This is a genomic window from Streptomyces sp. NPDC016677 (assembly GCF_055562815.1).
In genome coordinates, this window is the sequence record NZ_JBVHEO010000003.1 from 227,139 (window position 1) to 239,436 (window position 12,298).

Annotated in this window: 11 protein-coding genes; 7 read left to right on the forward strand and 4 right to left on the reverse strand. The window is 69.9% G+C overall.

The features are described from left to right. Nucleotides 1-68 precede the first annotated feature (68 nt). The 6 genes from ACZ3IG_RS10785 to ACZ3IG_RS10810 all read left to right on the forward strand — a co-directional run bounded on the left by ACZ3IG_RS10785 (nucleotide 69) and on the right by ACZ3IG_RS10810 (nucleotide 6,977). On the forward strand, nucleotides 69-1,118 hold the full coding sequence (locus tag ACZ3IG_RS10785) for a BMP family lipoprotein (RefSeq protein ID WP_467430868.1): 1,050 nt from the start codon (nucleotides 69-71) through the stop codon (nucleotides 1,116-1,118). Between the two features lie 173 nt (nucleotides 1,119-1,291). Next, nucleotides 1,292-2,893 carry an ABC transporter ATP-binding protein gene (locus ACZ3IG_RS10790; RefSeq protein WP_467431657.1) on the forward strand — a complete coding sequence of 534 codons (1,602 nt, stop codon included), beginning with the start codon at nucleotides 1,292-1,294 and terminating at the stop codon, nucleotides 2,891-2,893. Beyond that, nucleotides 2,893-4,017 (forward strand): ABC transporter permease, encoded by a 1,125-nt coding sequence (locus ACZ3IG_RS10795; protein WP_467430869.1) that lies wholly within the window; start codon nucleotides 2,893-2,895, stop codon nucleotides 4,015-4,017. Before ACZ3IG_RS10790 ends, ACZ3IG_RS10795 begins: the two co-directional genes overlap by 1 nt. Continuing rightward, entirely contained in the window at nucleotides 4,014-5,288 is a 1,275-nt protein-coding gene (locus tag ACZ3IG_RS10800) for an ABC transporter permease (RefSeq protein ID WP_467430871.1), read from the forward strand. The genes ACZ3IG_RS10795 and ACZ3IG_RS10800 overlap by 4 nt, the downstream gene beginning before the upstream one ends. Beyond that, nucleotides 5,285-5,677 (forward strand): cytidine deaminase, encoded by a 393-nt coding sequence (locus ACZ3IG_RS10805; protein ID WP_467430874.1) that lies wholly within the window; start codon nucleotides 5,285-5,287, stop codon nucleotides 5,675-5,677. The genes ACZ3IG_RS10800 and ACZ3IG_RS10805 overlap by 4 nt, the downstream gene beginning before the upstream one ends. A 16-nt stretch (nucleotides 5,678-5,693) precedes the next feature. Beyond that, on the forward strand, nucleotides 5,694-6,977 hold the full coding sequence (locus ACZ3IG_RS10810) for a thymidine phosphorylase (protein ID WP_467430875.1): 1,284 nt from the start codon (nucleotides 5,694-5,696) through the stop codon (nucleotides 6,975-6,977). Nucleotides 6,978-7,003: 26 nt separating this feature from the next. Here the strand turns inward: ACZ3IG_RS10810 and ACZ3IG_RS10815 are convergent, their stop codons facing one another. From ACZ3IG_RS10815 to ACZ3IG_RS10830, 4 genes are all read right to left on the reverse strand, one after another. Then, entirely contained in the window at nucleotides 7,004-7,657 is a 654-nt protein-coding gene (locus ACZ3IG_RS10815) for a hypothetical protein (RefSeq protein WP_467430877.1), read from the reverse strand. Between the two features lie 54 nt (nucleotides 7,658-7,711). Continuing rightward, nucleotides 7,712-8,050 carry a hypothetical protein gene (locus ACZ3IG_RS10820; protein ID WP_467430879.1) on the reverse strand — a complete coding sequence of 113 codons (339 nt, stop codon included), beginning with the start codon at nucleotides 8,048-8,050 and terminating at the stop codon, nucleotides 7,712-7,714. A 13-nt stretch (nucleotides 8,051-8,063) separates the two neighbouring features. Beyond that, nucleotides 8,064-10,265: a glycoside hydrolase domain-containing protein gene (locus ACZ3IG_RS10825; RefSeq protein WP_467430881.1), complete on the reverse strand. Its 2,202-nt coding sequence runs from the start codon at nucleotides 10,263-10,265 to the stop codon at nucleotides 8,064-8,066. A gap of 533 nt (nucleotides 10,266-10,798) precedes the next feature. Next, a complete protein-coding gene (locus ACZ3IG_RS10830) occupies nucleotides 10,799-11,719 on the reverse strand; it encodes an AEC family transporter (protein ID WP_467430883.1) in 921 nt (306 codons plus the stop codon). A 213-nt stretch (nucleotides 11,720-11,932) separates the two neighbouring features. Between ACZ3IG_RS10830 and ACZ3IG_RS10835 the strand changes: the two genes are divergently transcribed. Then, nucleotides 11,933-12,247, forward strand: a complete 315-nt coding sequence (locus ACZ3IG_RS10835; protein ID WP_467430884.1) for a hypothetical protein — start codon at nucleotides 11,933-11,935, stop codon at nucleotides 12,245-12,247. Nucleotides 12,248-12,298: the final 51 nt, after the last annotated feature.

The following is a 12,298-nucleotide window of genomic DNA, read 5'->3' on the forward strand; positions in this document are numbered from 1 at the left end:
TTAATCTGCGGCGAACCCAGCGCCGCAGCCGAACCCCGTCCGGCGCTTGTACGACAGGAGCACCACACATGCGCCGGATTTCCCGGATCACGGTCGCAGGCGCAGCGACCGCCTCCCTGGCCCTCGCGCTCGCCGCCTGCGGTGGTACCTCGACCTCGTCCTCCTCCTCGGAGTCCAAGGGCGACAAGGGTCTCGCGATCGCGTACGACGTGGGCGGCAAGGGCGACCAGTCCTTCAACGACGCCGCCTACGCGGGCCTGGAGCAGGCGAAGAACGAGTTCAAGTACGAGACGGCGGACATCGAGCCGACCGACGGTGAGACCGACGCCGACAAGCAGCAGCGCCTGGAGTCCCTCGCCAAGCAGGGCTACAACCCGATCGTGGGCGTCGGCTACGCGTACGCCTCCGCCGTCAAGGGCGCGGCCGAGAAGTTCCCGGACGTCACCTTCGGCATCGTCGACGACTCCACCATCGAGGCCAAGAACGTCGCCGACCTCGTCTTCTCCGAGGAGCAGGGCTCCTACCTGGCCGGCGTCGCCGCCGCCAAGTCCACCAAGAGCAACGTGGTCGGGTTCATCGGCGGTGTGGACAACCCGCTGATCCACAAGTTCCAGGCCGGCTTCGAGCAGGGCGTCAAGGACACCAACCCCAAGGCCAAGGTCCTCTCCCAGTACCTGACGCAGACCGCGGAGGAGGGCGGCTTCTCCAGCCCCGACAAGGGCAAGACCGCCGCCGAGGGCCAGATCGAGAACAAGGCCGACGTGGTGTACGCCGCGGCCGGGCTGTCCGGGCAGGGCGTGATCGAGGCCGCCGCCGCCAACAAGGTGTGGGCGATCGGCGTCGACTCCGACCAGTACCAGCAGGAAGCCCTCGCCAAGTACAAGGACTCGATCCTCACCTCGGCGATGAAGGACGTCGCCAAGGCGGTCTACAACCTGGCGAAGTCGGTCGAGGACGGAAAGCCGGAGACCGGTATCGTTCGGGGCGATCTGAAGACCGGTGAAGTGAGCCTGTCGGACTCCAACCCGAAGTTCGCGGACGACACCGAGCTCCAGGAAGCCATCAGCACGGCCAAGGACAAGATCATCAGCGGCGACATCAAGGTCAAGAGCAGCTGACACCGGCAGCACCCGCACCGTGCCACCACCGCGGTCGCGCAGCCGCTCGGCGGGGTACGGGGAGGCGCCCTCGGGCGTCCGCCCCGTACCCCGCCGAGGCAGGTGTGCCACCGCTTTCGATGCCGTAGGGGCGCTACACGCGTAGACGGCCCCCGTCCCCAGGAGAGTGCGCCATCAACGCGTCCAGCAGCCCTCCGGCCTCGGCAGCGGCGGGCAGCGGTCAGGCGACCGCCGTCCAGCTCGCCGGGATCACCAAGCGTTTCCCCGGAGTCGTGGCCAACCACGACATCCACCTCACCGTCCGCAAGGGCACCGTGCACGCCCTCGTCGGCGAGAACGGCGCCGGCAAGTCGACGCTGATGAAGATCCTCTACGGCATGCAGAAGCCGGACGAGGGGACGATCGCGGTCGACGGCGAGCAGGTCTCCTTCTCGTCCCCGGCCGACGCGATCGTGCGCGGCATCGGCATGGTCCACCAGCACTTCATGCTCGCCGACAACCTCACGGTCCTGGAGAACGTGGTCCTCGGCAGCGAGAAGCTGTACGGCATCGGCTCCAGGGCCCGCCGCAAGATCCAGGAGATCTCCGAGCGCTACGGCCTCGACGTCCGCCCCGACCTGCTGGTCGAGGAGCTGGGCGTCGCCGCCCGCCAGCGCGTGGAGATCCTCAAGGTCCTCTACCGGGGCGCCCGCACCCTCATCCTCGACGAGCCGACCGCCGTGCTCGTGCCGCAGGAGGTCGACGCGCTCTTCGACAACCTGCGCGAGCTGAAGGCCGAGGGCCTGTCGGTCATCTTCATCTCCCACAAGCTGGGCGAGGTGCTCTCCGTCGCCGACGAGATCACCGTCATCCGGCGCGGCACCACGGTCGGCACGGCCGTCCCGTCCGAGACGACCCCGCACCAGCTCGCCGAGATGATGGTCGGCAGCGAACTGCCCACCCCGGAGACGGCCGAGTCCACGGTCACCGACCGCCCCGTGCTCACCGTCGACAAGCTGCGCCTCGCGGCCCCCGGCGGCAAGGCCCTCCTCGACGACGTCACCTTCACCATCCACGCCGGTGAGGTGCTCGGCATCGCGGGCGTCGAGGGCAACGGGCAGACCGAGCTGGTCGACGCGCTGATCGGCCTGCGCGCCCCCGACTCCGGGTCGATACGCCTCGCCGACGACGAGATCACCGCCTGGACCACCCGCAAGCGCCGCGAGCGGGGCGTCGGCTACATCCCCGAGGACCGGCACCGCCACGGCCTGCTGCTGGAGGCCCCCCTCTGGGAGAACCGCATCCTGGGCCACGTCACCGAGAAGCCCAACGCCAAGGGCGTCTGGCTGGACATCAAGGCCGCCCAGGACGACACCCGCCGCATCGTCGAGACGTACGACGTCCGCACCCCCGGCATCGACGTCACCGCCGCCTCCCTCTCCGGCGGCAACCAGCAGAAGCTGATCGTCGGCCGCGAGATGAGCCACCGGCCGCGCTTCCTGATCGCCGCCCACCCCACCCGGGGCGTGGACGTCGGCGCCCAGGCCGCGATCTGGGACCACATCCGCGAGGCCCGCCGCGAGGGCCTGGCCGTGCTGCTGATCTCCGCCGACCTGGACGAGCTGATCGGCCTGTCCGACACCCTCCGGGTCATCTACGACGGCAGGCTCGTCGCCGACGCCGACCCGGCGACCATCACGCCCGAGGAACTGGGCTCCGCGATGACGGGCGCGGCCACCGGCCACCTGGAGCACGAAGAGAACCCCGAGCCCGCGGAAGACGACGAGGCCCGCTGATGAAGAAGTTCGACAAGGAGCGCGTGCTCCTCGCGGTGGCCGGACCGGTCATCGCGCTCGCCGTGGCCTTCGTGCTGAGCGCGATCGTGCTGATCGCCTCCGGCAAGAACCCCGTAGAGCCGTTCGCCTTGATGTTCGAGCAGGCCGGGTTCTCCGACATCCAGGTCCTGATCGTCAACCAGGCGTCGATGTACTACATCGCCGCCCTCGCGGTCGCCATCGGCTTCCGGATGAACCTGTTCAACATCGGCGTCGACGGCCAGTACCAGCTCGCCGCCATGATGGCCGCAGTCGTAGGCGCCCACGTGGCCCTCCCGGGCGTCCTGCAGATCCCGCTGCTCCTCCTCACCGCCGTCCTCACCGGCGCCTTCTGGTCCGGCATCGCCGGCGTCCTGAAGGTCACCCGGGGCGTCAGCGAGGTCGTCGCGACGATCATGCTGAACTCCATCGCCACCGCCGTCATCGGCTACCTGTGGCTGCCCGACGTCTTCGGCGTCAAGGTCGGCAACAACAACACCACCGGCGAGATGCACGACTCCGGCTGGGTCCCCGGCATCGACATGGGCGCGGCCGGCGAGATCTACGGCCTGGTCGTCCTCGCCGTCCTCCTCGGCATCGGCTACTGGGTCGTCCTCAACCGCACCCGCTTCGGCTTCGACCTGCGCGCCTCGGGCGCCTCGGAGACCGCCGCCTCGGCCAGCGGCGTCGACCCCAAGCGCATGGTCCTGACCGCCATGCTCATCTCGGGCGGACTGGCCGGCCTCGCGGGCCTGCCCATCCTCCTCGGCGACACCCACACCTACAGCCTCAACTTCCCCACCGGCATCGGCTTCCTCGGCATCGGCATCGCCCTGCTCGGCCGCAACAGCCCCGTCGGCATCGCCTTCGCCGCCCTGCTGTGGGCCTGGCTCGACAAGGCCAGCCCCGAGCTGGACTTCCACGGCTACGACAAGGAGATCGCGGTCATCATGCAGGGCCTGATCGTCCTCTCCGTGGTCGTCTCCTACGAGGCCGTACGCGAGTGGGGCCTGCGCCGCCAGCAGCGCCGGGTCGGCGCGGAACTGGCCGCCGGGCACGTCCTGGGCGCCACCGACAACACGGACAAGGAGGTGGCGGCCCGATGACCGCTCCCCTCATGGCGAACGATCTCAACCAGCCGACGATGAAGCCGGCCGCCCCCACCGGCCGCCGCGTGTCCCTGCCGGTGCTGCTGCTCGTCATCGCCGGAGCCCTGGCGCTGACCTCGATCGTCCGCATCATCACCGGCGCGGACGGCATCACCAACGTCAGCCAGATGTCCACCGCCCTCCAGCTCGCCGTCCCCATCGGCCTCGCGGGCCTCGGCGGTCTGTGGGCGGAGCGCGCGGGCGTCGTCAACATCGGCCTCGAAGGCATGATGATCCTGGGCACCTGGTTCGGCGCCTGGGCCGGCTTCCAGTGGGGCCCGTGGACCGGCGTCCTCGTCGGCATCGTCGGCGGCGCGCTCGGCGGTCTGCTGCACGCCATCGTGACGATCACCTTCAACGTCAACCACATCGTCTCCGGCGTGGCGCTGAACATCCTCGCCCTCGGCGCCACCCGCTACCTGGCCCCCCTCGCCTTCGAGGGCCACCAGGGCGGCAGCGCCAAGCAGTCGCCGCCGGTCGACTCGCTGGGGCACTTCACCGTCCCCGGCCTCTCCGACGGACTGAAGTCGCTCAACGACCAGGGCTGGTTCTTCGTCTCGGACATCGCGGGACTGCTCGGCGGCCTGGTCACGGACGTCTCCTGGCTGACGCTCGTCGCGGTCGCGCTGATCCCCGCCACCTGGTGGGTCCTGTGGCGCACGCCGTTCGGTCTGCGCCTGCGCTCCTGCGGCGAGAACCCGGTCGCCGCCGAGTCCCTCGGCGTCAACGTCTACAAGTACAAGTACCTCGCCGTGATCATCTCCGGCGGCCTGGCCGGTCTCGGCGGCGTCTTCCTCTCCATCGTCGCCAACCCCTTCTACCTGGAGGGCCAGACCAGCGGCCGCGGCTACATCGGCCTCGCCGCGATGATCTTCGGCAACTGGATGCCGGGCGGCCTCGCCGTCGGCGCCGGGCTCTTCGGCTACACCGACAGCCTCAACCTGCGCGGCGGCTCGGCCAACGTGCACGCGCTGCTGCTGCTGGGCGCGCTGCTGCTGCTCGCGGGCGCGATCTGGCTGGCGGTCCGCAGGAAGTACGTCAAGGCCGTGATCACCGTCGTCGTCGGCGCACTGGTCTTCGCCTGGTACGCGGGCACCGACGAGGTCCCCAACCAGGTCGTCTCCGCCACGCCGTACGTCATCACCCTCGTCGTCCTCGCCCTGTCCGCGCAGCGCCTGCGGATGCCCAAGGCGGACGGCATGCCGTACCGGAAGGGACAAGGGAAGTGACCGACGCCGACTGGGAGTCGCTGCGCCAGGCCGCCCGGGACGCCATGTCCCGGGCGTACGCCCCCTACTCCGGCTACCCGGTCGGCGCGGCGGCCCTGGCCGACGACGGCCGCACCGTCACCGGCTGCAACGTGGAGAACGCCAGCTACGGCATCGGCCTGTGCGCCGAGTGCGGCCTGGTCTCCGCCCTGCTGAACTCGGGCGGCGGCCGGCTGACCCACTTCACCTGCGTCGACGGCCACGGCGAGGTCCTCGTCCCGTGCGGACGGTGCCGCCAGCTGCTGTACGAGTTCGGCGGCCCCGGCCTGCTCCTGGAGACCCCGGCGGGCGTCCTCCCGCTCTCGGAGATGCTCCCGCAGGCCTTCGGTCCCGACCACCTCACCAAGTAAGTAAGGAAGTCCCGTCATGGCCATGGACGTCATCTCCGTCATCCGCACCAAGCGCGACCGCGGGGAACTCAGCGACGAGCAGATCGACTGGGTCATCGACGCGTACACCCGCGGCGAGGTCGCCGACGAGCAGATGTCGGCGCTCGCCATGGCCATCCTCCTCAACGGCATGAACCGCGGCGAGATCGCCCGCTGGACGGCGGCGATGATCGCGTCGGGCGAGCGCATGGACTTCTCCTCCCTGTCCCGCCCCACCGCCGACAAGCACTCCACGGGCGGCGTCGGCGACAAGATCACCCTCCCGCTGGCCCCGCTGGTCGCGGCCTGCGGCGCCGCCGTCCCGCAGCTCAGCGGCCGGGGCCTCGGCCACACCGGCGGCACGCTGGACAAGCTGGAGTCGATCCCGGGCTGGCGCGAGCTGCTCTCCAACGCGGAGATGCTGGACGTACTGGACTCCACGGGCGCGGTGATCTGCGCGGCCGGCGACGGCCTGGCCCCGGCGGACAAGAAGCTGTACGCCCTGCGCGACGTGACCGGCACGGTCGAGGCGATCCCGCTGATCGCCTCCTCCATCATGTCCAAGAAGATCGCCGAGGGCACCGGCTCGCTCGTCCTCGACGTGAAGGCGGGCAGCGGCGCCTTCATGAAGACGGTCGAGGACGCCCGCGAGCTGGCCCGCACGATGGTGGGCCTGGGCACCGACCACGGCGTGAAGACGGTCGCCCTGCTCACCGACATGTCCACCCCGCTCGGCCTGACCGCCGGCAACGCCCTGGAGGTCCGCGAATCGGTCGAGGTCCTGGCCGGCGGCGGCCCGTCCGACGTCGTCGAACTCACCCTCGCCCTGGCCCGCGAGATGCTCGACGCGGCGGGCATCCGCGACGCCGACCCGGCCAGGGCGCTGGCCGACGGCTCCGCGATGGACGTCTGGCGCCGCATGATCAGCGCCCAGGGCGGCGACCCGGACGCGGCCCTGCCCACCTCGAAGGAACAGCACGTGGTGACGGCCGGCGCCTCCGGTGTCCTGACCCGTCTGGACGCCTACGACATCGGCGTCGCCGCCTGGCGCCTGGGCGCCGGACGCGCCCGCAAGGAGGACCCGGTGCAGGCGGCGGCGGGCGTGGAACTGCACGCCAAGCCCGGCGACGAGGTCCGCGCGGGCCAGCCCCTGCTGACCCTGCACACGGACACGCCGGAGCGGTTCGCGTACGCGCTGGAGGCGGTGGCGGGCTCCTACGACATCGCGGCCCCGGGGACGGAGTTCAGCGGCCCGCCGGTGGTGCTGGAGCGCATCGCCTGACCGGGCCCGCGAGGACGGACCCCCGGCTAGCCGACAGCCACGGCCGCCCCGGCACCCTTGCCGGGCGTGGCCTCACCTCTCCGCAACCGGTCCGCGAGCTCGCGTACGCGCGCGTCCTGCGGGCCCGCGTCCAGGTAGAACAGTGACTCGTCAGCCGGGGAGTGGTCACCGCCCCATCCGACGACGCCCGCGCAGTCGGCGAGTATCTCCCTCAGCGCCGTCCTCTCCAGCGGGAACAGACTGCCCGCCGCGGACGCCCCCGGGCGGATCCGGACCGCGGTGCCGGACGCCAGGTTGGCCTCCGGGACCGCGGCTGCCAGCCCGTCCGCCTGCTGCCAGCCGCTCAGCTCACCGGCTCGGATCTCCGTCACCTCGTAGTGGTACCGGCGCACGAGGTACAGCAGGATCGCCTCCGGGGCGCCGATCCACACCGGCACGTCGAGCCCGGTACCGGCCACCGCACGGGTCCACACCTGGGAATCCCGATCGGTGTTCGTCTGCACGGGCCACCCGTTCGGTGTGGTCTCCCGGGGCCCGGCGGCACCCTCCCGCCCCGCCTCCGTCTCCTTCGCGCCCACGGCGGACGCCGTGGCCGATCCCGCCGCCAGGGAAGCAGCGGTCATCGCGCCCAGTACGGCCGCGGACCGGACCACGGTCCGTCGTGTGATTCCGTCGCTCAAGGTTCTCTTCCTCTCCTCGGATCTCATTCAGCGGGTTCGTCCAGCGGCTTGCGCTCAGCCGAATCCGGTGGCCAGGAAGAACGGGGCGATGGTCAGCGTCGCCGACACCAGCCAGTAGGGGTACGGCGGGGCCCCGGGGACCAGTCTGCGCCGCATCCATACGTTGACCAGTGCCCAAAGTCCTCCGAAACCCGCCACCAGCGGAACGATGATGATCAGCCACAGCAGCATCCCGTCGTTCTCGTTCGGGTCCCGCTGTGTCCAGCCGACGTCCGCAAACGGGCCGTTGGACAGGAAGTACCAGATCAGGAAGACCGGCACGACGGCCGGGATTCCGAGCAGCAGATTCACCGCCACGGGGACGAGGGACTTCCACAGTCGCGCGTTCTTCACAGGCTCTCCGGGGTCAGCTGGCGCGGCAGCGCGCGTTGTAGTTCTCCAGCACGTTGTAGAGACCGATCAGCTCGCGCCCGTACTGTTCCGCCTTGTCGCCGGTGCCGTTGTAGCGGGCGAGGAGCGCCTGCGTGTCGGCCGGGCCGGTGGTCGTTCTCGGCCGGTCGATGCCCAGCTGGTGGGCGTTGTAGACGGTCAGGTAGGCGGCGGTGGGGATGGTGTACTCGGGCTCTTGGAGATCGTCCCAGACAGCGCGGGTGTCACTGCTGGTCAAGGGGGTCCCGTTGATGATGCCTTGTCCCATGCAGTAGTTGCGGGCCTCGATGGCCACCCACGCGTAGATCTGTCCCCAACCGGTGGTCGAGTCGTCCTTCAGGCCGTACTTGACCGCTTCGTCGGCGGCCGCGTCGAGGGGGTTCAGTTTGCGCAGTTCCCACAGGACCGGGGCCTGGACGAGCGCCTTGCGCAGCTTCAGCGTCCGCGCCATGTTGGTGAACAGCCAGTCGGCGTCCATGATCATATTGAAGGCCTCGGTCGTGGACAGGACGTTGTACGTGACCCAGTCGCCGTCGGCGGTCCAGCCCTCCCCGCCGGTCTCCGGGACACCGATCGAGTCCAGGTACGTCTGCACGTCGCTCAGCATCGCCGACCGGTAGGCGTCCTTGTCGAAGTCGACGTCGAGGCCGCTCTCCACCGGCGTACCGGGATCGAAGTCGCCCTGACCGGTGTCGCGTCCGGAGGCGATGTTGTTGTCGATCTCGATCGAGCCGTCGCCGGACCCGACCGTGACGGTGGATATCTGGTCGAAGGCCCAATTGGTGGGCAGCGGATAGCCGAGGTTCCCGGAGAAACCCGAGGACATGTCGGAGACGAAGCCGGCCGCGGCGTAACCGGCGTCGCCGACGCGCTGGCAGACATTGCGCGGGCCGTACACCCCGACGTCGTACCCCGAGTTCTCACGGATCGTCCGCATCACACCCCGGAAGTGCGGAAGGACGTAATCGGTGACCTCACCGTCCATGGCGTCGTAGTCGACCGCGAAATAGATGATGGTGCCCGACTTGAATCCGTGCATCGTGGCCCACTCGATGGCGTTGGTGGCGTCGATGCAGCCCTGGGCGTAGCTGAAGTAGTCGGCCGAGCGGCTCCAGGTCTGGTAGATCGGGAAACAGCGCAGCCCGTACTCCTTGATGGTGGCCAGTTCACCGGGCTGGATCTGCTTCTCCGGCAGGGATGTGCTGGAGGGATTGAACAGGTAACGGCCGATGTACTGGTAACCGGCGTCCTTCAGCGCCTGGGCGCGGGCGGGCGTGACCATCGTGACGCCGTCGCAGGCGGTCCCCTTGCGGGACTGGTCGCCGTAGGAGACGAGCAGCGAGGACCAGGTCGGGAAGTCACCCTGCCCGGTGACGGACAGCCTGGAGAAGGACTGGAAGGTTTCCACCGCGGACTTCACCGAGGAGGTGAAGTCACCGAAGGCCACGGCGCGCTTGTTCAGGATCATGGCGGCGGTGAAGAGCCGCGCCCAGACGCCGGTGGTTCCCACGGACACGGTGTGCGACTTCAGGCCGGCCTGGGTGCCGGGTCCGAAATTGCCGTTGGCGGTGCCGTCCGCCATGCCCAGCTCGTACTGGATCGCGAAGAGCATGGACTTGGCGACGTCCCGGGAGTGGTGACCATCACAGGGGATCACGTAGAAGTCCGCGCGCGGCAGGTAGCGGCCGTTCAGCCACTGCTGGATGGAGCGGATGGTGTCCGAGCCGCTGTTGACGGTGACATAGGCGTCCATGGTGAACAGACCCTTGGTCGTCTTCGGCCACAGCGATCCACCGGGGTAGATGCCGTCGACGCCCATGTCCCGGTGGAGCTCGGCGACCGCGCCCTTGACCCGGTCGTTGTACGTGCCGTCGATCTCGCCACCGTCGTAGCCCTTGCAGTAGAGGGCCGACTGGATGATGCGGCAGAAGACCGCGGACGGGACGGTGGTGTCGTCGATCTTTCCGTACAGCGAGCCGATCTTGCCCAGGGTGGCTGGGCCGAAGGAGTCGGACAGCGCGGTGATGCCCATTTCGTACTGGAGGGCCCGGGTGAGGGCATACATGACCGGCCATCCGGTCTGGCCGTTCTCCTCCAGCTTGGATATGCCGAGGGTGGTGCCGTCGTTGTAGGTGGTGTTCACGAATCTCTGGGCGCGGAGCACCATCTCGTCGGCCATGGGGATTCCTTTCTCCGGATGAGTGTGGGAGTGGCCGCCGCCGGCGAAAGAAATAAGGGTCCGTACCGGAGAAAAAGGGCATACAGGCCCGCCCGGATGTACCGGTGGCGCATGAATCCCCCTGAGGCCGAACCGACTGCGCGGCGGGTCGGGCGGCGCCTTTCCCGGTGTGATCACCTTCCCATGAAGATCACCGGCTTCGGCAAGGGGGCGATGTCAAACTTCTGGTGGCTCCGGGGGATGCCCACGACATCGGCGTCGCCGTCTGGCGCCCGGGTGCCGGACGCGCCCGCGAGGAGGCATCGATACCGGGGAGTTCCCCGGAGGCCGAGTGGCGCGTGGGTTCGGTGCCTCGCTCGTGGTGGCGAACTCCGGTGTCGGCAGGCGGGGGCGGCCGTACGCCGGCCGTGTACGCCTGCGGCGTCGTACCGGACATGCCGATCTCTGGCGCCTCGAACTCGCTCCCGCCCCCATGCTCGTCGTGTGCGCACTGCGGGACCCAGCCGGACTCTCCCGGCAGTAACCGCGGCTGATCACCCCAGCATCGTCGCGATCACCACCAGCACCGGCACCGCCACCACCGTCGACACCAGCACCACGTCCCGGGCCAGCCGCTCGCCCACCCGGTAGGCCGACGCGTACGTGTACATGTTCTGCGCGGTCGGCAGGGCGGAGGTCACCACCACGTCCAGCAGTTGGGCGCCCCGCAGTCCGAAGACGCCCGCCGCCAGGGCCCAGGCGACCGCCGGCTGGCCGGCCGCCTTCAGGGCCACCGCCAGCAGCACCGGGCCCCGGTCCGGGCCCCGGAAGGGCATCGCGCTGCCGCGCAGGGATATGCCGAACGCCATCAGGACCGCCGGGACGGACATGTTGCCGATCAGGGTCAGGGGGTCCATGACGGGCGCGGGGACGTGGAGTCCGAGCGCCGCCACCGCCACCCCGGTCAGCGACCCGACCGCGATGGGGTTGCGCAGCGGGGTGAGCAGCCGGGACCACGGTGAGCCGGACCGTTCCGTGCCGGCCAGATCCAGGAACGTCAGGCCGACCGGCGCCACCACGACCAGCTGGAACAGCAGCACCGGCGCGACGAGGGAGGCGTCGCCCAGGACGTACACGGCGATCGGGATGCCGAGGTTGCCCGAGTTGACGTATCCCGAGCACAGGGCGCCGATCGTGATCCGGCCGGTGCCCCAGCGGCGTACCGCGCCGACCGCGATGAAGACCCCGGCCACCGCGACCGTGCTGAGCGCCGTCACCAGCAGCCGGCTGGAGAAGACCACCGAGAGGTCGGCCTGCGCGCAGGTCGTGAACAGCAGCGCCGGGGAGGCCACGTGGAAGGCGAGCTTGGTCAGCACCTCGCGGCCCTGATCGCCCAGGTATCCGCCCCGGCCGAGCAGATACCCGACCCCGATCACGACCGCGATCACCGCGAACCCGGTCAGCACCCCTTGCACGGCACCCCCCGAGCGGCGCGAACGGCATCGGGCGGGATACGGGGAGGGGATGCGTGCGGCATACAGCAAACCTTCCGCCGTAGAGCATGCGCAGGTCAATGTGACCCCGGCGGCACCCCTGCGGCACGTCCGGATTCCCCGCTTCCGGAACCCGTGCCGGCGCCCCGGCGTCTGACTCCCCGACGGACGGCTGCCGATCACCAGGGAGAGCACGTGGCGAAGAAGGAGAAGGCGACGGCACAGGAGAAGGACCGCGAGCGGTGGCTGGCGCGTTTCCAGGTACGGCTGGCCATGCAGCCGGGCGTCGACCGGGCCGTCGTGCTCCAGGGGGTCAAGGAGGTCACGGCGCACTGCGAGGAGACGGGGGAACACCCGAGGACCGCTCTCGGCGACCCGGACGCCTGTGCCGTGCGGACCGCCGAGCGCCTGGTTCCGGCGGACCGGGCGGAGCGGGCACGGCGCAAGGACAAGTGGCTGGACGCGCTCGACTCCGTGGGCAAGAAGGCCGAACACATCGCCGGGATGTGACCCGGTGGCGATGCGGCCCCGCCGCCACCGATGAGTTCCGCCCCGCCTCCC